Genomic DNA, 22,526 nt, shown 5'->3' with positions numbered 1-22,526 from the left:
GCGCCGGGAGCGATTGCTCCCGGCGCCCTTTCTTGTGCATGTGCGGCGCCGGTGTCAGCGCAGCCGGACGGCGATGAACACCGGCGGGTTGTTGCGGCGTTGCACGCGCAGCAGCAGCGCCTCGCGCTTGGCATCGGTCGCGGCCTTGACCTGCGCCAGCAGCGCCTCGACGGTCGGGGTCGGCTGGTAGTTGGCCGAAACGATCAGGTCGCCGCGTTGGAGACCCTTGCGCGCCGCGTCGGAGCTCTGGTCGACCGCCGCGACAACCACCGCCTGCGTGTCCGCCGGCACGCCGAGAGCGCGCGCCGCAGCGGCGTTCATCGGCATGACCTGCAGTCCGAGACGGCCTTCGATGGTCTTGTCGGACGTGCCCGGCGCCATCGGCTGGTCGGCTTCGGGATCGAAGGTCTGCGCCTGCTGCTGCAGTTCCGCCTCGGAGGGCCGCTTGCCGAGCGTCACCGTGATGTTGAGCCGCTGCCCGTCGCGCAGCACCTCGACCGGGACCCTGGTGCCGGGCTGGAGATTGGCAACGGTGAAGGAGACGGTCTGCTCGGCCGTCACATCGTTGCCGTTCACCTGGGTGACGATATCGCCGGGCCGCAGGCCTGCGCGCGCCGCCGGGCTGTTGTCCTCGACCCGCTGCACCAGCTCGCCGCGGCGCCGCGGCAGGCCGAGCGAGGCGGCGAAGTCCTCGTCGATCGGGGCAAGGCCCACGCCAAGGTAGCCGCGCTCAATTTCTTGGCCGGCGCGCAGCTTTTCGACGATCGGTGCTGCGGTCTCGGCGGGAATCGCGAAGCCGATCCCGACGCTGCCGCCCGAGGGCGAGAAGATCGCGTTGTTGATGCCGATCACGTTGCCGCGCATGTCGAACAGCGGACCGCCCGAATTGCCGCGGTTGATGCTCGCGTCAGTCTGGATGTAACGGTCATAGGCGGTGCCCTGGCCGGTCGAGCGATAGACCGCCGAGATGATCCCCGCCGTCACCGTCCCGCCGAGGCCGAAGGGGTTGCCGATCGCCACCACCCAGTCGCCGACCCGCGCCTTGCTCGAATCCCCGAACTTGACGAAGGGGAAGGTCTTGTTGGCGCGGATCTTGAGCACCGCGAGGTCGGACGCCGCGTCGGCGCCGATCACGTCGGCCTCGTATTCGGTCCCGTCGGCGAGCGTGATGGTGATCGCTTCGAGCTTCGCGCGGGTGTCGGGCGGGTTGATGACGTGATTGTTGGTGACCACCACACCATCGGCGGCGATGATGAAGCCCGAGCCCAGCGACTGCGCCTCGCGGGTCTGGGGCTGGCCGCCCTGCCCGCCGAACAGATCGGCAAAGGGCGTGCCGGCAAAGGGATTGTTGGCGACCTCGACCCGCTGGCGGGTGGCGATGCGCACCACCGAAGGGGCGAGCTGCGCGGTCAGGTCGGCGAAGCTTGCCGGGGCACCTTCGACCGGCACCACACGGTTCATCACCGAATCGTCGTTCTGCGCCACCTGCGCACCCAGCGGCGAGCCGGTGATCAGCGTCATGGCCGCGCCGCCCACCAGCAGCGCGCTCGACAGTCCGTAAATATAGCGCACCTTGTTCACGTCCTCTTGGTCCTTATCCTGGCCGGAATGCGCGAAGGTTCCGCGCCGTTCCTCAACCCGTGTACGAGCCTGTCCGGCAAGCCGGAACGGCGGCCCCAAATGCGCCCCGCGCCGCTGAACGCCGATTGAACGCGCACGCGCGTTCGGCGTCCGGGGTCGGTCCTTGGTCGATCAGCGGTTCCCCTTGAACTGGCGGAAATACTCGCTGTCATCCGATAGGACCATGCTGCTCTGCCCCTCGCCTGCGAGGAAGGTCTGGCGGTAGCTCTGCATCGCGCGGTAGAAGTCGTAGAACTGCGGGTCTTTCCCGTAAGCATCGGCGTAGATGCGCGCGGCTTCGGCCGAGGCCTCTGCCTGGATGATCTGCGCGTCGCGCTGGCCGGCGGCACGGATGCGGGCAGCCTCCTCCTGACGGTCGGTCTCCATGCGGGTGAAGGCAGCGTCGAGCGGGCGTCCCTCGGGCAGGTCGGCCGCCTTGATCCGCACGTCGAGCACCTGCGCGCCGTAGATGCGGGCTTGCTGGTCGAGCGACTTCGTGATGTTCTCCATCGCGGTTCCGCGCTCGGCATTGATCAGTGCCGCGAAGGGCCGCCGGCCGAGCTCCTGCCGCAGGACCGAGGTGAGGATCGGCAGCAGCTGCGCTTCGAACTGGCTCTCGGTCCCGGCGCGCTCGACGAGCTTGACGGGATCAATGATCCGGTAGCGCGCATAGGCATCGACCTGGAGGCGCTGCTGGTCGTTGGACAGCACCTGGGTGCGCTCCATGTCGACATCGAGCACGCGGCGGTCGATCATCCGCACCTGTTCGTAGAAGGGGATGCGCAGCTGCAGCCCCGCCCCGGTCGACCCGTAGGGCACGTCGGGGCGGAACTTGTTGAACACCCGTACCGGCTTACCGGCGGCGACGACCACGCCTTGATGGGTCTCGGGCACGATCACCACGCTCGACAGCAGCACGACCAGCAGCACGATCGCGGCGATGGCTATGGCCTTGTAGTTCTGAAGAATGCCGTTCATCGCCTCATTCCCCTTCGCGCTGCGGGGCGGCCTGCGCGCGCCGCCGGAGTTCGGGCAGCGGCAGGTAGGGGGTCACGTTGCCGGATTCGACGATGGTCTTGTCGGTTTTCGACAGGATCTGCTCCATGGTTTCGTAATAGAGGCGCCGGCGGGTCACGTCGGGGGCGAGCTTATATTCCTCGTAGATGTCGTTGAACTCGCTCGCGTCGCCCTGCGCCCGGGCGAGCACCTGCTGCGCGACCGCGCGCGAACGGTTGATCGCGGCGTCGGCGTCCTGCTGGGCCGAGGAGACATCCTTGAAGGCTTCCTCGACGCGGCCGGGCGGATCGACCTTGTTGATCTCGATCCCCTGCACCTGGATGCCCGAGCGATAGGCATCGAGCCGCGCCTGCATCGCCGCGCGCACGTCCTGTTCGATCTCCGCCCGCCCGGCACCGGTGAAGACGCTGTCGAGCTGCTGCCGTGCGACCGCCGCACGCATCGCGGATTCGCCGATCTCGAGCAGCGCGTTGCGCGGGTCGTTGAGCTGGTACTTGTAGAGCTTGAGGTCGGAGATGTTCCAGCGGATCAGGTAGCTGAGGTCGACGAGGTTCTGGTCGCCGGTCAGGATCAGCTTCTCGGTCTTGGTGCCGGGCACCTCTTCGAGGCGGACTTGCGTCACGTTCTCCTTCTCGACCATGTGGATCGGCCAGGGCGCGGTGAAATTGGTGCCGGAATCGAGCTCGTGCGAATACTTGCCGCCGAACCATGTCACCACGGCCTGCTCGCCGGGCTGGACGAAGTGGACGCTGGTGACCGCCACCCAGACGAGCGCGACGCCGCCGATGATGACCGGCAGCCAGCTCTTGCCGTCGCCGCGTTCGGGCAGGCGGAAGCCGGGGCCGCCCGGTCCGCCGCCGCCGACGCGGCGGGGGCCTTCGGGGCCGCGATTGCGGAAGATGTCCTCGATGCTCGCCGAGCGGCGCTTGCCGGGCTCCGCGCCGCCGCCCGGCAACCAGGGATTGCGCGGACCGCCGCTGTCGCCGCCGCCCCCTCCAGCGCCGTCGTCGCTCGTCGGCCCGTCGCCGCCCGATCCGCCGCCCCAGGGGTTCTTCTTCCCGGCCATGGCAAGCCCCTTCAGGCCCGCGCCGAGACGCTCTTTCCAGCCGTCCACTCTCTGCATGAGGTGTTTATAGGCACGGGTTCTGGCGAAAAACAGGGGTTCGCTGCGTGAATTTGGTGTTAGAGGCATCGCGCAATGGACAACCCGCCCCCACCGTCGCGCTCGCCTGCCGCCGAGGAAGCGCTGATCCGTGCCGCTCTCACGCCCGCGATTGCCGATCGTCTGCGCTCGGCGCGGATCGTCGCGGGGCGCGCCGTGATCGTCGCCGAGGCGGGGGACCTCAGCGATCAGGGCCGCGCCGAGCTCGAGGCGGCGATCACCGCCGCGCTCACGCCGCTCCCTGAGATTGCCGAGGTGCGCATCGCGCTGACCGGCGAGCGCCGTCGGCGGCGGCTGATCGCGGTGGGATCGGGCAAGGGCGGGGTCGGCAAGTCCACCCTCACCACCAACCTCGCCGTCGCGCTCGCCAAGCTGGGTCGCCGCGTCGGGGTGATCGACGGCGACATCTACGGCCCCTCGCAGCCCAAGCTGCTGAAGACCGAAGGGGTCAAGCCCGCCGCCACCTCCGACGGCAAGCAGCTTGTCGCGATCGACAGCCCCCACGGCGTCAAGGTGCTGTCGATGGGCCACATCGTCGCCCCCGGAAAGGCGCTCGCCTGGCGCGGGCCGATGACCGGCAAGGCATTGTCGCAGCTGGTCGATGCCGACTGGGGCGAGACCGACCTGCTCCTCGTCGACCTCCCGCCGGGCACCGGCGACGTGCAGCTCTCGATGCTTTCGGCGCACAAGCCCGACGGCGCGGTGCTGGTCTCGACCCCGCAGGACCTCGCCCTCATCGACGCCGCGCGCGCCGGACAGCTCTTCGAGCAGGGCGAGGTGCCGATCATCGGCCTCGTCGAGAACATGGCGGGCTATTGCTGCCCCGAATGCGGCCATATCAGCGACCCCTTCGGCTCGGGCGGGGTCGAGAAGTTCGCCGCCGCGCTCGAGATCCCCTTCCTCGGCCGCGTGCCCCTGACCCTTGCCACCCGCATCGCCGGCGACAGGGGCGAGCCCCCGGCGGCGGGAGAGGGCGAGGAGGCTGCGCCCTTCGCGGCGATCGCCCAGAAGCTGGCCCGCTGGCTCGACACCGGGGCGATCTGAACCATGCAGGTGACCCGGCGCGGATTGCTGGCCGGCGCGGCGTCAGGCGGCGGGCTGGTCGTCGCCTGGTGGCTGATGCCGCGCAGCTTCCGCACGCCGCTGGTCGCCGCGCGCGGCGAACACGTGTTCGGCGCCTGGCTCAAGATCGCCGCCGACGGGGTGGTGACCGTGGCGGTGCCGCAGCTCGAGATGGGGCAGGGCATCACCACGCTCCTCCCGCAGATCGTCGCCTATGAGCTCGGCGCCGATTGGCGGCAGGTCGCGGTCGAGCCCGCGCCGATTTCCGGTGCCTATGCCAACATCCCGCTCGCGAGAAAGTGGATGGCGCTGTGGGACCCGGCCTTCGCGGGCCTGTCCGCAGCGAGCGATGATCTGATCGCGACCCGTTTCGCGCAATCCCGCCGCTTCAACGCGACCGCCGAGGGCACCGCGCTCGCCGCCTATGAGCAGCCCTGCCGCGAGGCCGCTGCCGCCGCGCGGGCGATGCTCGCCGAGGCCGCCGCCGACCGCTGGGGGGTCGCCTGGGAGGAGTGCGAGGTCGCGAACGGCTTCGTCACCAACGGCGCCAACCGTGCGACCTTCGGCGAGCTTGCCGAGGCGGCCGCCGACATGACGCCCCCCGATCCCCCGCCGCTGCGCACCGAGCCGCCGCGCGAGGCACCGCTGCGTGCCGAGATTGACGCTGCCCCGGCCTATCCGCGTATCGACCTGCCCTCGAAGGTCGACGGGTCCTATCGCTTCGCCGGGGATGTGCGACTGCCGGAAATGGTGTTCGCCGCGATCCGCCACGGCCCGGCCGAGGGGTCGGAGCTGGCCGGCTTCGACCGCAAGGGCCTGAACGGGCTCCGGGGCCTGGCCGGCATCGTCCAGTCGAAGCGCTGGATCGCGGTCGCCGCCGATACCTGGTGGAACGCCGATCGCGCGCTGGAGGCGATGCGCCCGCGCTGGACCACGGCGGCCCCGGTCAGCAGCGCCGACATCGCCGCCAAGCTCGACACGCTCCTGACCGCCGGGAAAGCGCACACCATCGCCGAGACCGGCTACGGGCGTGCGGGACTGGAGCGCGTCGATATCGGGCGGCGCTACGAGGTCGAGCCTGCCTATGCCGCCCCGCTCGAGACCGCCACGGCAGCGGCGCGCTTCGCCGATGGGCGGCTCGACCTGTGGATCGCCTCGCAGGCCCCCGAACAGGCGCGCATCGCTGCGGCGCGGGCGATCGGCATCGCCACCGAGGATGTCGCGCTCTACCCCATGCCCGCGGGCGGCAGCTTCGATGCGCGGCTCGAGCATGACCACGCCATCGAGATCGCCCAGATCGCCCGCGAGCTCGGGCGCCCCGTGCAGCTCACCTGGCCGCGCCGGGACGAGTTGATCCGGGCCCGCCCGCGCGCGCCGGCCTGGCTGCTGCTCGGCGCACAGCTCGCCAAGGCCGGTGCGAACGGCGATGGCGGCACCATCGACGCCATGCGTCTGCGGATCGCCACGCCGCCCGCCGCGCGCGAATTCGGCAAGCGCCTGTTCGCCAACCTCACCCCCGCCGCCGCGATGCGCGAGACCGCCGGCATGGCCGATCCGCTCGCCTGCGAGGGCGCGGTGCCGCCCTACCAGATCCCGGCGCTGCTGGTGGAGCATATCCCTGCCGAGATCGGCCTGCCCGTCGGCCGGGTGCGCGGCAATGCCCACGGGCCGACGATCTTCGCCATCGAGAGCTTCATCGACGAAATCGCCGCCAAGCTGAAGCGCGAGCCCTTGTCCTACCGGATGGCGATGCTCGGGAGCGACGTGCGTCTTGCCGCCTGCCTCCAGCGCGCCGCGCAGCTCGCGGAGTGGGACGGGGGCGTGAACAGCAGCGGGCAGGGCATCGCCTGCGCCCGCATTGGCGAGGGGCCTGAGGCGGCGCGCATCGCCTGCGTCGCCACCGCACGCCAGGGCGAGGGCGGGGTGCGGGTGATCCGCCTCTCCGCCGCCGCCGACATCGGCCGGATCGTCAACCACGACATCGCTCGCCAGCAGATCGAGGGCGGGCTGGTGTTCGGCATGGGGATCGCGCTCGGCAACCCCCTGCGCCTGCGCGGCGGCCTGCCCGAGGCGGACAGCGATGCCGCGCTCGGCCTGCCGACGCTCGCCGATTGCCCGGAAATGCGCATCGAATTCATCGCCAGCGAAGCCGCGCCCGCCGACCCGGGGGAACTGGGCGCGGTGGTCGCCCCGCCGGCCATCGCCAACGCCCTCTATTCGGCGACGGGCTTGCGCCTGCGCCGCCTCCCACTACTTTCGGACGGCATATGACCCCGACAATTCCGCCGCCCCGCCGCCGGGCCTTTTGCCATGCGCGGAAACCAACGTCCTGCCAAACGTTGGACCGGCTATGACCTGGCAGACCCAGCGCCTTCCGGGCGATCATCCTCCCGCCAAGAGCGGGCGCATCGGCGTGCTGCTGATCAATCTCGGCACGCCCGACGGACCCGATCCGGAATCGGTCAAGCGCTACCTCAAGCAGTTCCTGTCCGACACGCGGGTGGTCGAGATCCCGCCGATCGTGTGGCAGCTGATCCTGCGCGGCATCATCCTCAACACGCGGCCCCAGAAAAGCGCCAGGGCCTATCAGAAGATCTGGACCGAGCGCGGCTCGCCGCTCGCCGATATCACCGCCCGCCAGGCCGAGGCGATGGCGGATCGGTTCGGCGAGCAAGTTCTGGTCGATTACGCGATGCGCTATGGCAACCCCTCGATCGAGAGCCGGATGACCGCGCTGATCGCGGAAGGCTGCGACCGCATCCTCGTCGCGCCGATGTACCCGCAATATTGCGCGGCGACGACCGCGACGGTGTTCGACGAGATCGCCCGGGTGATGGCGGGCCTGCGCTGGCAGCCGACCTTGCGCTTCGTGCCGCCCTATCACGATGACCCGAATTACCTGAACGCACTTGCCGAGGACCTGACCCGGCAGGCGCGCGCGCTCACTTTCGTGCCCGAGGTCATGCTGCTGAGTTTCCACGGAATGCCGCAGCAGACGCTCGAGAAGGGCGATCCCTACTACTGCCACTGCATGAAGACCGCCCGCCTGCTGCGCGAGATGCTGGCCGAGCGGCCCGAATTTGCCGGAGTGCGCTTCGAGACCACCTTCCAGTCGCGTTTCGGCCCCTCGGCCTGGCTCGAGCCTTCGACCGACGCGACGCTGATCGCGGAAGGGGGCAAGGGCACCAAGCGGCTCGTGGTGGCCGCGCCGGGTTTTGCCGCCGACTGTGTCGAGACGCTTGAGGAGCTGGCGCTCGAGGGGCGCGACGAGTTCATCGAGGCGGGCGGCGAGGACTACGCGGTGCTCGAGTGCCTCAACACCTCGCACGATGGCCTCGCGATGATCGAGACGATGCTGCGCCGGGAACTGGCTGGCTGGATCTGAGGTTCCCCCCGGATTGACCGGGCGGCGTATTTACATCAGAGTCAGTTGCGAATCCGAACGCGACACCGGAGCATCAGGACCCCATGGCCACCCTCGCCCAAGCCCCCCGCACACCCGCCCAAGCCCCCGCCAAGGCGCCCGGGCACTGGAGCGAACTGCGCCTCAGCGAGGCGGATCTGGCCCATATCCCGGGCGAGGCGGGTTGGCCGGTGGTCGGCAATACCTTCACGATGCTCGCCGATCCGCATGCCTTTGCCGAGCGGATGATCCGCACCCACGGCAAGGTCTACAAGAACCGCGCCTTCGGCGGCTGGCAGGTCGCGCTCATCGGCGCGGAGGCGAACGAGCTGCTGTTGTTCAACAAGGACAAGATCTTCTCGTCCGAGCAGGGGTGGGGCCCGATCCTCGATCAGCTTTTTCCGCGTGGCCTCATGCTGATGGATTTCGACCATCACCGGATCGACCGCCGGGCGCTGTCGATCGCCTTCAAGCCCGAACCGATGCGGCATTACTCGGGCGCGCTCAACCGGGGCATCGCGCGGGAAGTGGCGAACTGGGCGGGCGATCTCCAATTCTACCCCGCGATCAAGAAGTTGACCCTCGATCTCGCGGCCGACAGCTTCATCGGCCTGCCGTGGGGGCCGGAAGCCGACAAGATCAACGTGGCTTTCGTCGACATGGTGCAGGCCTCGGTCGCCCCGGTGCGCCGCCCGCTGCCCTTCACCAAGATGAAGAAGGGCGTCGACGGACGCGCCTATCTGGTTGATTATTTTACGCAAGAGACCCTGCGTCGCCGCGCTGAAGGGGGCGGGCAGGATATGTTCAGCCAGTTCGCCACCGCGACCCGCGAGGATGGTTCCCTACTCCCCGTGGACGAGGTGGTCGATCACATGAACTTCCTGATGATGGCGGCGCACGACACCATCACCTCGTCGGCGACCGCGCTTATCTACTATCTCGCCAAATATCCGGAATGGCAGGAAAAATTGCGCGAGGAGGTATTCGCGGTCACGGGCGGCCCGGACGGCGACGGCAACCCGCGCCCGCTCGATTACGACGATCTGGCGAAGCTCGACCTCACCGAAATGGCCTTCAAGGAATCGCTCCGGCTGATCCCGCCGGTGCCCTCGATGCCGCGCCGGGCGCTGCGCGAATTCGAGTATGGCGGCTACCGCATTCCCGCCGGCGCGATGGTGGGAATCAACATCCACTGGACGCATCACTCTGAAGAATATTGGGAAAATCCGGAACGCTTCGATCCGATGCGGTTCACGCCCGACAAGGTGCGCGAGCGGCACAAATATGCCTGGGTGCCCTTCGGCGGGGGCGCGCATATGTGCCTGGGGCTCCACTTTGCCTATATGCAGGTCAAGATCCTCATGGCCCAGCTTCTCCAGCGCTACCGCATCGAGGCCGAGCCGGGCTACCGGCCGAGCTGGCAGGACTGGCCGATCCCGCAACCCAGGGACGGGCTCAAGGTTCGCTTCACCCCATTGTGATGTTTCACGTGAAACACCGCGCGGGCGGGGGCCTGGAAGGGGTCTAGAAGGGGCCTAGCGGGGGTATAGGCTGGCTCTGGCAGGGGTCGAGAGGCCACTTGGGCCCCGCTTGCGTCGTCTTTGCGAGGAGCCGGAGGCGACGCGGCAATCCAGGGCGATCCGCGTTCCACTCTGGATTGCTTCGCTACGCGCGCAACGACGCGTGACCCTCAAAAATCGACGGCGATCCCGTCCTTCTCCCAGTCGCCGTAGCGGGTGGGGCTGAGCTTCTCGTCCACCGCGACCGGCTTGGGCGCAGGAGCGGGGTCGTTGCTCCAGTGGGCGGGCTTCCTGAAGGCCTTGGCGGCTTCGGACTTTTCCTTGGTCATGCCCGTCCAAATGCCCATGCTGGCGCTTTGTTTCAAGGAAGGTTAGGGGCGCTGCGATGGCTCTTCCCCCCGGACTTCCCGTGCGCCGCGCGGCGCTGCGCCTCATCGATGCCGTGCTGCGCCGGGGCGAGACGCTCGAACAGGCCGAGGGTGCGGCGCTCGCCGATATCCGCAAGGCCCCCGACCGCGCGCTCGCCCGCGCCATCGCCGGGGAGACCCTGCGCTGGCTGACCGATCTCGATGCGCTGATCGACGGGGCGACCAAACAGCGCCTCCCCGAAGACGCCAAGGCCCGCATGGTGCTGCGGCTGATGCTGGCGCAGGCGCTCCGGCTCGACACGCCTCCCCACGCGGTGATCGCGACGGGGCTTGCGCTGCTCGAAGGCGGGCCACGCCGCCTCGCACACGGCGTTTTTGCGGCCATCATCAAGGGCGCCGATACCCCGCTCCCGCCTGCGGGAGGGGCAGGGGCTGGGAACTCTGGACAGGCCCACCCCAACCCCGATACCAGCCCCGGCGAAGGCCGGGGGCGGCGGGAGGGGCTACTCCCCCCCGCTCCGACCCTGCCCGAACGTGTCACCGCGCGCTGGGGCGCGGACAAGGCCGCCGCGATAGCCCCCGGCCTCGCCTTCCCGCCCGAGCTCGATCTGGCGCTGCGCGACCCCGCCGAGACGCAGGTCCGCGCCGTCGCGATGGGCGGCGTCAGCCTCGCCCCCGGTCACATCCGCCTGCCGCGCGGCGCGCAGGTGGAGAGCCTTGCCGATTACAAGGCGGGCGCGTGGTGGGTGCAGGACCTCGCCGCCTCGCTGCCCGCACGGCTGCTAGGCACGGGAGAGGGCCGCTCCGCGCTCGACCTGTGCGCCGCGCCGGGCGGCAAGACGATGCAGCTCGCCTCCGCCGGTTGGAAGGTCACCGCGCTCGACCTGTCGAAGCGGCGGCTCGACCTGCTCAAGGACAACCTGAAGCGCACCGGATTGAAGGCCTCGCCTGTCCGGGCCGATGCGCTCACGTGGGAGCCGAAGCACCGTTTCGACGCGATCCTGATCGACGCGCCCTGCACCGCGACCGGCACCTGCCGCCGCCACCCGGACGTGCTCCACCGCATCGGCAAAGGCCAGATCGCCGAGATGGTCGAATTGCAGCGGGGGCTGATCGCGCGGGCTGCCACGTGGCTGAACCCGGGCGGCACGCTGGTCTACGCGGTGTGCTCGCTCGAGGCCGAGGAGGGCGAGGAGCAGGGGGCGTGGATCGACGCGGCGCTGGGCCTCGTGCCCAAGCCGATCGTCGCGGAGGAACTTCCGGCGGGCCTCGCCCCCACGGCCGAGGGCTGGCTGCGCACCCACCCCGGGATGCTGGCAGAGCAGGGCGGGCTCGACGGGTTTTTCGTGGGGCGTTGGGTCAAACCGTGATCCCCCGGGGTGGGGAGGTTGGTCGGAGTTTGTAACAAGGCCCGGCGTTTCTGCGAAAGGCACCGCGTAACCTTTCGTGAAAGATGCGCCCCATGAAGAAGATCCTCCTCCTTGCCGCTACCCACCTCGCCACGCTTGGCGTAGGCTTCGGCCTCGGCGTCTATCTCCTCCCGATCCTCGTCGCCGAGCGCGCGCCCGATGCCACGCAGCTCGCCGCCGCCGCCCAATCCGCCACCCATTCCGCAACCTTCCGCAAGGATCTGCCGGGGAGCGACTCGCTCCATTGGGGCACGGGCACGATCAGCGTCACCCCGCAGCGGATCGTCCACCAGGGCGAACTCGCGCCGGGCCCGGACTACAAGATCTACCTCGCGCCCAGCTACGTCGAGACCGATGCGGATTTCCGCAAGATCAAGGCGCAGTCGGTGCAGCTGGGCTCGATCAAGAGCTACAACGGCTTCATCACCGAAGTGCCCGCCGGCGTGAACATCGAGGACTATGACACGGTCGTGATCTGGTGCGAGGCCTTCGGCAAGTTCATCACGGCGGGCAAGTACAGGTAAGGCGCGTGCCCGCCTCCGCGGGCACGTCCTCGGCGAGTCTCAGGCCCTTGCGGGCCTGATCGCCTGCGGCTCGCGCGCGTGCGCCCGCGGCCCGTCCGTTGACGGGCCGGGTTGGCGCTGCCCTTGTGCTACTTCACATACTTCTGGAAGCTCTTGCGCAATTTCATCAGCTTGGGCGGGATCACCGCAAGGCAGTAGGGATTGCGCTGGCCTTCGCCGTCCCAGTATTCCTGGTGGTAGTCCTCGGCCGGATACCATTCCGCCGTCTGCTGGCCGCCCGACAGGCCCTCTATCGTGGTGACGGCCGTCTTGCCATTCTCCGCGTTCCAGCGCGCGATCGCGGCTTCTGCCTCCTTGCCCTGCTCTTCGGAGAGGGGGAAGATCGCGGAGCGATACTGCGTCCCGATATCGTTGCCCTGCCGGTTCAGCTGCGTCGGATCGTGCGTGCCGAGGAACACGTCGTAGATTTCGGGCAAGGTGATGACCGCGGGGTCGAAGGTCACGCGGATCCCTTCCGCATGGCCGGTCGTGCCGGTGCAGACTTCCTTGTAGGTGGGGTTCGCCTTGGTGCCGCCGATATAGCCGCTCTCGACACTCGAGACGCCGACGACGTCGCGGAACACCGCCTCGGTGCACCAAAAGCAGCCGCCGGCAATGATCGCCGTGTTGGTATCGCTCACGATGTTTCTCCGTTGGTTTTCTCCCAAGATAGGCTAGCAAGCGGCCAGTTGCCATGTGTCGGCATCCGATTTCGCACTTCGAGGGAGAGATTTGACAATGAACAGGACGATCCTTGCGCTCGCCGCCGTGAGCGGTCTCGCTCTTGCTGCGCCGCTCGCCGCCCAGCACGCCGGCCACGCCACGAAAGCCGGCGCGGGCGCGGTGGACGAGGCGCACATCAAGGACACCGCGCACTTCATGAAGGAGCACGGCGCGCAGCTTTCGGCGGCGATCAACCACCCGAGCCGCGCCACCGACAAGGCCCGCGACGCTTTCCGCCATCCGGCCGAAACGCTCGCCTTTTTCCATGTCGGCCCCGAGATGAAGGTCGGCGAATATGCACCCGGCGGCGAGTGGTATTCGCGCCTGCTCGGGCATTACCTCGGCGGCGAGGGGCAACTGGTCGGCCTCTACGCCAACCCGCTCACCGCCACCTCCGACCCCGCGCGCCAGCAGAAGATGCGCGACACGGCGGCCGGCTATGCCAAGGACGTGGCGACCGCGACGGGCCTTCCGGCCGAGAAGTTCAGCGCCATCACGATGGACCAGATCGAGGCGCACAAGGGCACCTTCGACCGCATCATGGTGATGCGCGCGATGCACAATATGCTGCGCGGCGGCACCGCCGACAGCGAGTTTGCCGCGATGCGCGCGCTGCTCAAGGACGATGGCCTCATCGGCATCGAGCAGCACCGCGCCAAGGCCGACGCGCCGTGGTCCTATGCCAACGGCACCAAGGGCTACCTGCGCGAGAAGGATGTGATCGACTTCATGCGGGTGATGGGCTTCGAGCTGGTCGGCAAGAGCGAGATCAACGCCAACCCCAGGGACACCGCCGACCACAAGGAAGGCGTGTGGGAGATGCCCCCGGTACTCGCCACCAAGCGCGAAGACCTGAAGGGTCTGGGCGAGAGCGACCGGATGACGCTGCTGTTCAAGAAGGCGAAGTGACGCGCCCATCCGGCGCGGGCGGGTGGTTCCCCCGCGCCGGGTCTTGCTGTAGGGGCGCGCCATGACCGCCATCACCGTCGCCGCCCTCCAGCTCGCCCTGTCGCATCAGGACGAGGCTGCCAACATCGCCGCCGTCGCCGCGCTGGTCGAGGAGGCCGCGGCGAAAGGCGCACAGCTGATCCTCCCGCCCGAGCTCTTCAGCGGCGAATATTTCTGCCGCGAGGAAGACGAGGCGCTCTTCGCGCTCGCCCGGCCCACCGCCGAGCACCCCAGCGTCATCGCCATGCGCGAACTCGCCGCGCGGCTGAAGGTGACGATCCCGACGAGCTTTTTCGAGCGTGACGGGCACCACTACTACAACACCCTCGCGATGATCGGCCCCAACGGGCAGATCATGGGCACCTATCGCAAGAGCCACATCCCCGACGGCCCGGGCTACGAGGAGAAGTATTACTTCCGCCCCGGCAACGACGGGTTCAAGGTGTGGGACGTGGCCGGGGAGGGTGGCGCAATCGTCAAGGTCGGCGTCGGCATCTGCTGGGATCAGTGGTATCCCGAGGCCGCGCGCGTCATGGCGCTGCTCGGCGCCGAGGTGCTGCTCTATCCCACCGCGATCGGCTCGGAACCCTATGACGCGGACCTCGACACCAGCCGGATGTGGCGCCGCGCGATGCTCGGCCATGCGGTGTCGAACTGTATGCCGGTGGTCGCCAGCAACCGCATCGGGCACGAAGGCCCGGCCGAGCGCGCGCAGTCCTTCTACGGCCACTCCTTTATCTGCGACGAATGGGGCGACTATCTCGCGCTCTACGGCAAGGAGGAGACCGGCGTGCTCCTCGCCCGGCTCGACCTCGCCCGCGCCGCCAGGCACCGCGCCGGCATGGGCTTCTTCCGCGACCGCCGCCCGCAGCTCTACGGGCGGATCGCCGAAGATATCTGATCGCCTGCCGGCGGGGGCTCGTGAGCAGCATCTACCTCGTCGCGCTGGGGAGCAACCGGCGGCACCACCGCCACGGGCGGCCTGAAGGCGTGGTGCGTGCGGCGATGGAGGAATGCGCCGCGCTCGGCACGGTCACGGCGCGCTCGCCGGTGATCGCGACCCCGGCGATGGGCGCGGCCCGCCGCCGCTTCGCCAACGCTGCGCTGGTGCTCGAAAGCGCGCTTGCGCCACCTGCGCTGCTCGCCGCATTGAAGCGCATGGAGCGCGAATTCGGCCGCCGCCGCGGCCAGCGCTGGGGCGACCGGGTGCTCGACGGCGACATCATCCTGTGGAGCGGGGGCCGCTGGGAGAGCCGCGGGCTCACCATCCCCCACCCCGCCTTCGCCGCGCGCGCCTTCGTGCTCGGCCCCGCCCGCGCCATCGCCCGGCGCTGGCGCGATCCCGTAAGCGGCCGCAGCATCGCGCACAGCCATGCCCGCTTGACCCGCCCGCGCCCCCTGCCTAGGTGACCCCCACGCCCCGCCACGCGAGCAGGGCCAGCGTGGGCCCGTAGCTCAGTAGGTAGAGCAGCTGACTTTTAATCAGCGGGTCACAGGTTCGAATCCTGTCGGGCTCACCATTCTCAAAATCAGTGACGTGGCCGGGGAAAGGGGAGGATTGTCTCTCACGGTTGTCTCGCACTGCGAGGTGCGGCGGGATACCGGAGTCGCCCCACCTTGGGGCGCACCTAGAGTCGGTGCCGCTGCAACTGGACAGGGCGGCAGGCGGTCGCGCAGTTCGCCCGCGCAGCGGCACGCTTCGGGCGGTCGGCGCTCGCGCCGCCCTCACGAGCTCCTTGGCGGCCGAGAATGGCTGATCGATAACTGGAATCAGAGAGAAGCGACGACGAGAGGAAGCCAAGCGCCTCCGCAGGAACCGCGAGATCTACCGTTTTCTGCGGGTTTTGGCATTCAGGGGCAGGTTGTGCATGGCAACCTAAGGGAGCCAATCGAGCCCCTACCGCTCGCTCGATTGCCGCGGCATGGAGATCCTCGCGGTGGCTCCCAACGAGGACGTCGCGAAGGCGCTCTTCGACACCGCCCAGCGCGCGGAGGTTCTCGACGAACTTCAACCTCAACCGCCAGCGCTACACCAGGCTGCCGCCGCTTCGAGCACCGGGTCCCGCGCCAAGCCAATCCAAGCCGGATCGAAGGGCATCGCCACATCAGGGTCGATGCCGCGATCCGGCTGCGGCGTGGGCGCGACATAGCCCTTGAGCGGCAGGTCGAACTCGATCCCGCTAAAGGGCAGCTTCACGAACAGGAACGCGCCGCCGTTGATGCTGCGCCGATTGCCGCCGGTGGTCTCGCCGAACAGCCGCACCTTGCCGCTCGCGCGGGCGGCGTTGATGAAGGCGAAGGTCGCCGAGCTGTTGGTCGGCGAGATCAGCGCCGCGACCGGGCAAGCGATGCGCTTGGGGGATGGCGTCACAGCCGACTGCACCACGTCCTCGCGCGGCTCCCACTCGCCGTTGCCGAGCGGCCTCGCGCCCTCGCCGAGCGTGTAGAAGCTCCGGTCCCAAGTGGTGGAGTGTTCGCGGAGCAGGTCCGGCATCCGGGTGAAGCGCAGGCGAGTGACAAAGGGCCAACCTGATAGCGGTGCATCGATCAGGCGCGCGATGATCGGATCTCCGCAGTCATCGCCGCCCTCGTTGTCGCGGATGTCGATGACGAGCCCGCGCGCGTCACTCAGACTGTCGAGCCGCTCCTCCAGCCACGCGCGCCAGTCCCAGCTGCTGTTCCACATCGCCCATCCCGGCATGTTAAGGACGCGCACGCCGTCGGGCCGCTCGGTCCACGTCCATCGCGGTGCGTTGCTTGCCTCGGGCACGCGGGTCATCTGCGCGCGTCGGGCAGCGAGGTCGATGGCCGGCAGCATGTGCGTCTCGCGCCGGCCCTCCCGGGTGCGCAGCACGACGCGGTGCTGCCCGCCGGAAGGCGGCGGGGCGAGGAGGCCCTGGAAGATGTCGAAGGTCTCGTATTCCTCCTGCCCCTCGACGCTCAGCAGCGCGCGGCGCTTGCCGTCATTGCTGCCATCGCCTCGGGTGTAGGGCATCAGCCGCGCGAGGAGTTCGGCAGCGCGGACGCCATTGATGCTTTCGATCTCGCTCCCCGGAGCTATGCCGAGGCCCTGGGGATCGCGGGTGACAAACATGCGGGGGCCGACCCAGCGGAACCAGAACGGCAGGCGCGTAGTCCTGCTGAACAAGGCGAGGACGTCGGGGTCCTCCTGATTGAAGAAGTTGGCATAGCTGTGCCCACAGCGCAGGGTGGCGAGATAGCGCGAGAGCACGAGGTAGGCGGCCACCATGTCATCGCGCTCGGCCGCCTTGCGATAGCCCGTCGAGAAGGCTGCGAGGGCCTGCTCGGCGGCGCGCGGGCTCTGGTGGCGGTAGAGGCCGGGGTGGATGTCCATCGCCGCGAGGAGGATGGCGAGGTCCAGTGCGGCACCTGTCGGCGGCTTCTCCCCGAGCAGCGTGGCAGCGAAGGTGGGCCGGGGCGCCAGAAGCCCTGCGAGCGAGGTTCCGGCAAGCGTCGAGATGAAGTGGCGGCGGTTCATGCTGTGCTTGCTGGGCGCGCCGCTTGCGGATGTCGCCTCACCTTGGGCACAAAGCGCGCAAATTCATGATCTGAGACGTCGCCGCCACGCCGACGGACTGGTGCCGAAGCGATCGGCGAAGGCACGGTTGAAGCTCGCCTTCGAGGCGAAGCCCGCCGCAAGCGCAAGATCGAGCAGCCCTGCGGTCGGATTGGCGGCGATCGCCTCGGCTACCGCTTCGGCACGCATCCGGTTGACCATGGACGAAAAGCTCACCCCCAAACCCTCGTTGCAGGCGCGCGAGAGGTAGCTGGTGTTGGTGCCGAGCAGCCGGGCCGTGCGTGCGAGCGAGAGGTCGCTCTCGCGGTAGTGCTCCTCCTCGCGCAGCCGCCGCTGCCACTCCTGGCCGAGCGCCGTCCAATCGTGTCCAGCTGGTCCGGGTGGAGCAGCTTCGGGCTCGGCGTGCGTCATCACCGGCCACGGGAGCGCCGCGTGGCGCCAGCCCTCGACGGCGAGGAACACCATCGCGGCAGCAATTCCGCAGTAGAGCGGCATCAGGCCCTCGTAGCCGAGCGGATGGACAAGATCGGTGATCTCGAAGATTGCCCAGCCTGCGAACAGCAGGGCAAGGATCGTCAGGGTCCGCGCCAGCCAGCGGGTGGCGTAGCGTGCATCGTCACTGCGTTGCTCGACGAGCCAGCGTGTGTAGTTTTCGAAGTCGCGGCGCAGCAGCACGATGGCGACGCAGAAGCTCGCAACCAGAAGGCCGGCGACGACCGCATCCAGCCACCCTGCCAGCGCATCGGCGACCCGCTCCTTGAGCGGTAATGGCAGGCAGAAGGCGGCCGTCATGAGTGCGAAATGGAGCAGCGCAGGCATCAGGGCGACCTTGGCCCGGGAAGGCCAGCAGTCATGGGTCAGGGCATGACCATATGCCCAGGCGAGCGGCGGCACCAACAGTGGCATTGCGACGGGCAGGAAGGTCAGCCATGGCCATCGGTCGTAGAAGCCAGCGAAGCCGATCATCCAGGGTGTCACCACGCCGACAAGCGCCAGCAGCAGGAACGCGAGGGTGCGACTGGCGGTCCGGTTTGCGGCGGTGTGGAGCAGCCCGATACAGATGGGCAGCGTCACCAGCACGGCGCACAAAAGCACCGCAGTGCGCCAGCCGAAGAACAGTTCCATGGCGACGAAAGTGCCGGAAGGACCGCGGCTGAGCAATCATCGATCCGTCAAATCGCAGTTTTCGAGGAAGACGAAGGCGGCTGGTGGGTGTTATGGGTGCCCTTCAGGCGCAGATTACCTAGGGTCGAGGCCCGTCGCGCGATGATGTGATTCCGCTCAGCTCGTTCCGCGATGCTACTGCTCTCCTGCTGTGCGCCGCATCACCGGCCACCGCCGCTGGGATTCAAGAAGGCTCGCGTGATCGCTTGCTCGATCGCGATGAAGTCACCGAACTCGTCGAGCCTGGCGTTGGCGTTGAGAGCGACGACGAGGCGCTGTTCGGGATAGATAACCAGCCAGCTATGGGCGCTCTTGGAGACGCCGCCGTGATGAACGTTCCCAGACAGGCTTGTCCTCACCGAGTAAGCGCGTGTTGGGATTGGCACGCCAGCCGATCGCATAGCTCTGCTCGTTCACCTCGGGGGAGGATGACCCTGGCGAGCGCACCGGCAAGCCCGGCAAGGTCGCCTCGCTCGATGCCATGAAGCACCGTGCCGAAGCGATGTGGTCGAAGGCCGAGGGCGTGCCGGTCAAGACGAGCATCGTGCGCATCCTCAACAATGGCGACCGGAGCGCGGTCGTCTATTTCCGCAACACCTTCCTTGAGAACCGGGTAGCGCTGAGCAAGCATGTGGCGGTTTTCGCCGGGCAGAGCGGCGCTGTCCTGCAAGACTTCGCCAAGCCGCCGATCGGCGAGGCGTCCGCATGGGTGCGGGGTGCACACTTCATGCAGTTCGGTCACTGGCCGCTGCGCTGGCTCCATTTTCTCGGCGGGCTTGGCGGCTGCGTGATGATCGCGATCAGGTCGGCACCGTCCGGCACATTTGCCAACCGGCCGCCGCGAAACAGCCGGACGTGTCGATCCCACAGCGGCAAGCGCATCGCCCACCCGCATCGACTGCGTCGCACCGCTACGCTGCAAGCATCACCAACGCACACGGAGATGTTTGCTATGCGTTTTCGACATTTCGAACTCACGATCGAGCATGAGGGCGGCGTGATGGATGAACGCGTTTTGCCGCGCTACCGCTTCGCTGCTTGAGCGCGTGCTTGTTGCGCTACCGCTTCGCTGCTTGAGCGCAGTCACGCCATCCTCATCACCGCCGTTGCCGATCCGAGCACCAGCGCGTCCTCGAGCGCGCCGGTCGTCACGCGGTCGTGGCGGCGCATGGCGGCCATGCGGGCGCGCCAGCCTAGCCATGAGGCGCCGAGCGACACCAGCCCGGCCGCCAGCGCGGCGGCGGGGCGTTGCCGGGGCGGGGCGAGGGCTGCGCCGGCGATCGCGGAGGTGACGAAGCGTGCCGCGAGGCCGATCGGCACGATGCGGTCGGGCGCCGACTTCATCTTGTCGCCCGCCATCTCGGCCGCTGCCAGCGCCACGGCACCGGCGGCCACCAGCGGATGGCCGAGCAACCGGGCCGCGGTGCCGTCATGGCGCAACTCGCCGCGCGCTGCCGCCACGGCGACCGTCGCGATCGGCGTCATCGCGCGCTGGCCGCCGACGCAGCCCATCATGATCGATTGCAGCACGGCCGTTCCTCCTCTTGCGCGAAGGAGGGGCTATGCGCGGATGGGCAAAATGATCCGCGCCCACGCCGGGGCGTGCCGCCGGAACGCCGGGGGGGGGGGGACTCAGGCCGTGCGCCGCGCGTCCAGCCACCGCGCACCCTGCACCCCGAAGGTGATCAGGAACGGCACCAGCACGAGGCTCAGGAACACCTTGGCGAGGACCTGGCCGATCATCAGGTCGCGGATCGCGAATTCGCCGTAGAAGGCGAGCGTGATGAAGATCACCGAATCCACCGCCTGGCTCAAGGCCGAGGCGATCGCTCCGCGCACCATCAGGCCGGCGGTGCCGGAGCCGTCGCCGCTGCCGCGCAGCCTGTCGAAGATCCAGATGTTGAGCAGCAGCGAGGTGATATAGCTCGCCGGTCCCGCCATCCACACCCGCCAGGTCGAGGCGTGGACCCGCTCGAAGGCGGCGAGGTCCTCGGGGCGGAAGGCGATCATCTCGGACGAAGCGGGCAGGGCCAGCACCAGTTGCAGCAGCAGCGCCGACAGGCCCAGCGGCAGGAAGCCCCACCACACGATCCGCTTGGCCGCCTCGCGCCCGTAGAGCTGCGACAGCGTGCTCGAGATCACCACCAGCAGCAGGAAGGGGAAGATCCCGCTCTCCACCGCGAGGCCCGTCGGCCCCAGTTGCACCTGCTTGAAGGCGAGCACCCCGGCGAGCACCGTCATCCCGCCGTAAAGCAGAGTAAAGACGAACATTCCGAGCGGCATCGACACGCCGGAGGGCGCGGTGGCAGCAAGGGGCGCGGCAGGCGTGGGTGTTTCCATGACGGGGTGCTAGCCAGCGCGCCGGCAAAAGAAAAGCGCCGCCTGATGCGGTGTCACCGGCCCCATGCGGCGGGGACAAGCCCCGCGCGCCGTCGCAAGCGTCTTGCCACGCGCGCTGCAAACTGCCACGCCCGGACGTGCCGTGCGCGGGATCAACGGGCCTCGCGCATCGGATCGGGCCAACTTTCTGCCACCGGAGGATATCCGCTGCCGTGAACGCAAGTCTCACGTCCATCCTGCTGAGCCTTGCCGGCATCCTCGCCATTCTCGGCATCGCGCTGGCCTTGTCCTCGGCACGGCGACGGATCAACCTGCGGGTGGTGGGCTCCGCCTTCGCGCTCCAGGCGGTGACCGCGCTGATCGTGCTGCGCACCGATGCGGGCGTGGCGGTGATCGGGGGGCTGTCCTCGGGCGTTATCGCGCTGCTCGATTTCTCCAAGGTCGGGATCACGAGCGTGTTCGGGCCGATGGAGACCAATCCCTTCGCCAACAGCTTCGTGATCGCCGCGCTGCCGGTCATCGTGTTCTTCGCGGCGATCGTCTCGATCCTCTACCACCTCGGCATCATGCAGCGGCTGGTGCGCTGGGTGGGCGGGGCGATCGGCTGGATCACCGGCGTCAGCAAGGTCGAGGCGCTGGGCGCGGCGGCCAACATCTTTGTCGGCCAGTCGGAAAGCCCGCTGGTGGTGCGCCCCTATCTTGCCGCGCTGAGCCCCTCGGGCCTGTTCACGCTGATGACGGTGGGCATGGCGGGTGTGGCGGGGACGATCCTTGCCGCCTATGCCAGCTTCATCGGCACCGAGGCGGTGCCCTTCCTGCTCGCGGCGGCCTTCATGTCGGCGCCGGGCGGCATCCTGATGGCCAAGATCATCATGCCCGACGTCCCCGAACGGCAGGAGCGCGACTACACCATCGGGGTCGCCGCCGCCGCCCGCGCGCGCAAGACCCAGGCGATGACCGAAAGCACGCGCGTGGTCATGTATGACGAGAACGGCGAGGAGGTCGAACTCCCCCAGGCGCGGATCAGCGCCGTCGGCCCGGCCTCGATCCTCGAAGGCGGGGCCAAGGCCGACGAGGTCAGCGCTGCGGAAACCTTCGAGGAAGGCCAGCGCCCCGCCAACATCATCGAAGCCGCCGCGCAAGGCACGCAGACCGGCGTGAAGCTGGCGGTTGCCGTAGGGGCGATGGTCATGGTGTTCGTCGCGCTGGTGGCGCTCGCCAACGGGATGCTCGCCGGGGTTGGCACGGGGATCGTCGGGATCGCCGAGCGGGCCGGCGCGCCGCTCGACCCGGCCTTTGCGGGCTGGCTGGAGACGCTCAGCTTCCAGAAGCTGCTCGGCTACCTGTTCGCGCCCGTCATGTTCCTGATCGGCATTGCCGACTGGCAGCAGGCGCAGATCGCTGGCGGATTGTTCGGCACCAAGATCGTGCTCAACGAATTCGTCGCCTTCATCGACCTCGGCCAGATGACCGATGCGGACCTGCCCGCGCGCAGCCGTGCGATCGTCACCTTCGCGCTGTGCGGTTTTGCCAATTTCTCCTCGATCGCGATCCAGATGGCGGTGACCGGCGGCCTTGCCCCCAACCAGCGCCCGGTGATCGCGCGGCTCGGATTGAAGGCACTGGCCGCCGGGAGCCTTGCGAACCTGATGAGCGCGGCGCTCGCGAGCCTGTTTTTGCCGCTCTGAA

21 protein-coding genes and 1 tRNA gene are annotated in these 22,526 nt (G+C 68.6%); 12 read left to right on the top strand and 10 right to left on the bottom strand.

The window, feature by feature from the left end:
• Window positions 1-54: 54 nt before the first annotated feature.
• From OPU67_RS13880 to hflK, 3 genes are all read right to left on the bottom strand, one after another.
• Window positions 55-1,521 (bottom strand): Do family serine endopeptidase, encoded by a 1,467-nt coding sequence (locus OPU67_RS13880; RefSeq protein ID WP_267620640.1) that lies wholly within the window; start codon window positions 1,519-1,521, stop codon window positions 55-57.
• Between the two features lie 231 nt (window positions 1,522-1,752).
• Window positions 1,753-2,598, bottom strand: coding sequence for a protease modulator HflC (gene hflC / locus OPU67_RS13875; protein WP_267620636.1), 846 nt, complete (start codon window positions 2,596-2,598; stop codon window positions 1,753-1,755).
• Window positions 2,599-2,602: 4 nt separating this feature from the next.
• A complete protein-coding gene (gene hflK, locus OPU67_RS13870) occupies window positions 2,603-3,760 on the bottom strand; it encodes a protease modulator HflK (RefSeq protein WP_420709019.1) in 1,158 nt (385 codons plus the stop codon).
• Window positions 3,761-3,835: 75 nt separating this feature from the next.
• Here hflK and OPU67_RS13865 point away from each other — a divergent pair, with 75 nt between their 5' ends.
• The 4 genes from OPU67_RS13865 to OPU67_RS13850 all read left to right on the top strand — a co-directional run bounded on the left by OPU67_RS13865 (window position 3,836) and on the right by OPU67_RS13850 (window position 9,745).
• The gene (locus tag OPU67_RS13865) at window positions 3,836-4,843 is read left to right on the top strand and encodes an Mrp/NBP35 family ATP-binding protein (protein WP_267620634.1); all 1,008 of its coding nucleotides are present in this window, start codon (window positions 3,836-3,838) and stop codon (window positions 4,841-4,843) included.
• A gap of 3 nt (window positions 4,844-4,846) precedes the next feature.
• A complete protein-coding gene (locus OPU67_RS13860; RefSeq protein WP_267620632.1) occupies window positions 4,847-7,132 on the top strand; it encodes a molybdopterin cofactor-binding domain-containing protein in 2,286 nt (761 codons plus the stop codon).
• Window positions 7,133-7,211: 79 nt separating this feature from the next.
• Complete coding sequence (hemH, locus tag OPU67_RS13855) at window positions 7,212-8,246, top strand: ferrochelatase (RefSeq protein WP_267620630.1); 1,035 nt, start codon at window positions 7,212-7,214, stop codon at window positions 8,244-8,246.
• An 83-nt stretch (window positions 8,247-8,329) separates the two neighbouring features.
• Window positions 8,330-9,745 carry a cytochrome P450 gene (locus tag OPU67_RS13850; RefSeq protein ID WP_267620628.1) on the top strand — a complete coding sequence of 472 codons (1,416 nt, stop codon included), beginning with the start codon at window positions 8,330-8,332 and terminating at the stop codon, window positions 9,743-9,745.
• Between the two features lie 209 nt (window positions 9,746-9,954).
• On the opposite strand, the gene OPU67_RS13845 is transcribed toward OPU67_RS13850, so the two are convergent.
• Window positions 9,955-10,113, bottom strand: coding sequence for a DUF1674 domain-containing protein (locus tag OPU67_RS13845; RefSeq protein ID WP_267620626.1), 159 nt, complete (start codon window positions 10,111-10,113; stop codon window positions 9,955-9,957).
• A 56-nt stretch (window positions 10,114-10,169) separates the two neighbouring features.
• Here OPU67_RS13845 and OPU67_RS13840 point away from each other — a divergent pair, with 56 nt between their 5' ends.
• Both OPU67_RS13840 and OPU67_RS13835 read left to right on the top strand, forming a co-directional pair.
• Window positions 10,170-11,522 (top strand): RsmB/NOP family class I SAM-dependent RNA methyltransferase, encoded by a 1,353-nt coding sequence (locus OPU67_RS13840; protein WP_267620624.1) that lies wholly within the window; start codon window positions 10,170-10,172, stop codon window positions 11,520-11,522.
• Between the two features lie 92 nt (window positions 11,523-11,614).
• Complete coding sequence (locus OPU67_RS13835) at window positions 11,615-12,085, top strand: DM13 domain-containing protein (RefSeq protein ID WP_267620622.1); 471 nt, start codon at window positions 11,615-11,617, stop codon at window positions 12,083-12,085.
• 128 nt (window positions 12,086-12,213) lie between these two features.
• Here the strand turns inward: OPU67_RS13835 and msrA are convergent, their stop codons facing one another.
• Window positions 12,214-12,765, bottom strand: a complete 552-nt coding sequence (gene msrA / locus OPU67_RS13830) for a peptide-methionine (S)-S-oxide reductase MsrA (RefSeq protein ID WP_267620620.1) — start codon at window positions 12,763-12,765, stop codon at window positions 12,214-12,216.
• 97 nt (window positions 12,766-12,862) lie between these two features.
• Between msrA and OPU67_RS13825 the strand changes: the two genes are divergently transcribed.
• From OPU67_RS13825 to OPU67_RS13810, 4 genes are all read left to right on the top strand, one after another.
• Window positions 12,863-13,756, top strand: a complete 894-nt coding sequence (locus tag OPU67_RS13825; protein WP_267620618.1) for a class I SAM-dependent methyltransferase — start codon at window positions 12,863-12,865, stop codon at window positions 13,754-13,756.
• Between the two features lie 61 nt (window positions 13,757-13,817).
• Entirely contained in the window at window positions 13,818-14,696 is an 879-nt protein-coding gene (gene aguB, locus OPU67_RS13820) for an N-carbamoylputrescine amidase (RefSeq protein WP_267620616.1), read from the top strand.
• A gap of 20 nt (window positions 14,697-14,716) precedes the next feature.
• On the top strand, window positions 14,717-15,205 hold the full coding sequence (gene folK / locus OPU67_RS13815) for a 2-amino-4-hydroxy-6-hydroxymethyldihydropteridine diphosphokinase (RefSeq protein ID WP_267620614.1): 489 nt from the start codon (window positions 14,717-14,719) through the stop codon (window positions 15,203-15,205).
• A 34-nt stretch (window positions 15,206-15,239) separates the two neighbouring features.
• Window positions 15,240-15,315 (top strand) — tRNA-Lys (locus tag OPU67_RS13810).
• A gap of 494 nt (window positions 15,316-15,809) precedes the next feature.
• Here the strand turns inward: OPU67_RS13810 and OPU67_RS13805 are convergent.
• The 3 genes from OPU67_RS13805 to OPU67_RS13795 form a co-directional block, all read right to left on the bottom strand.
• Entirely contained in the window at window positions 15,810-17,294 is a 1,485-nt protein-coding gene (locus OPU67_RS13805) for a S41 family peptidase (protein WP_267620612.1), read from the bottom strand.
• 63 nt (window positions 17,295-17,357) lie between these two features.
• Window positions 17,358-18,458 (bottom strand): AraC family transcriptional regulator, encoded by a 1,101-nt coding sequence (locus OPU67_RS13800; protein WP_267620610.1) that lies wholly within the window; start codon window positions 18,456-18,458, stop codon window positions 17,358-17,360.
• Window positions 18,459-18,658: 200 nt separating this feature from the next.
• The gene (locus OPU67_RS13795) at window positions 18,659-18,856 is read right to left on the bottom strand and encodes a hypothetical protein (RefSeq protein WP_267620608.1); all 198 of its coding nucleotides are present in this window, start codon (window positions 18,854-18,856) and stop codon (window positions 18,659-18,661) included.
• Window positions 18,857-18,978: 122 nt separating this feature from the next.
• On the opposite strand from OPU67_RS13795, the gene OPU67_RS13790 reads away from it, so the two are divergent.
• Window positions 18,979-19,539, top strand: coding sequence for a PepSY-associated TM helix domain-containing protein (locus tag OPU67_RS13790; protein ID WP_267620606.1), 561 nt, complete (start codon window positions 18,979-18,981; stop codon window positions 19,537-19,539).
• Between the two features lie 41 nt (window positions 19,540-19,580).
• On the opposite strand, the gene OPU67_RS13785 is transcribed toward OPU67_RS13790, so the two are convergent.
• Window positions 19,581-20,027 carry a DUF4126 domain-containing protein gene (locus tag OPU67_RS13785; RefSeq protein ID WP_267620604.1) on the bottom strand — a complete coding sequence of 149 codons (447 nt, stop codon included), beginning with the start codon at window positions 20,025-20,027 and terminating at the stop codon, window positions 19,581-19,583.
• 102 nt (window positions 20,028-20,129) lie between these two features.
• The gene (locus OPU67_RS13780; RefSeq protein ID WP_267620602.1) at window positions 20,130-20,837 is read right to left on the bottom strand and encodes a queuosine precursor transporter; all 708 of its coding nucleotides are present in this window, start codon (window positions 20,835-20,837) and stop codon (window positions 20,130-20,132) included.
• Between the two features lie 212 nt (window positions 20,838-21,049).
• On the opposite strand from OPU67_RS13780, the gene OPU67_RS13775 reads away from it, so the two are divergent.
• Window positions 21,050-22,525 (top strand): NupC/NupG family nucleoside CNT transporter, encoded by a 1,476-nt coding sequence (locus OPU67_RS13775; RefSeq protein WP_267620600.1) that lies wholly within the window; start codon window positions 21,050-21,052, stop codon window positions 22,523-22,525.
• The last annotated feature ends 1 nt before the right edge of the window (window position 22,526 follow it).

It is taken from the genome of Erythrobacter sp. WG, from assembly GCF_026586795.1.
Lineage (GTDB): Bacteria > Pseudomonadota > Alphaproteobacteria > Sphingomonadales > Sphingomonadaceae > Erythrobacter.
Note: the sequence above shows the minus strand (reverse complement) of the source record. Positions and strands in the feature narration are given on the sequence as shown.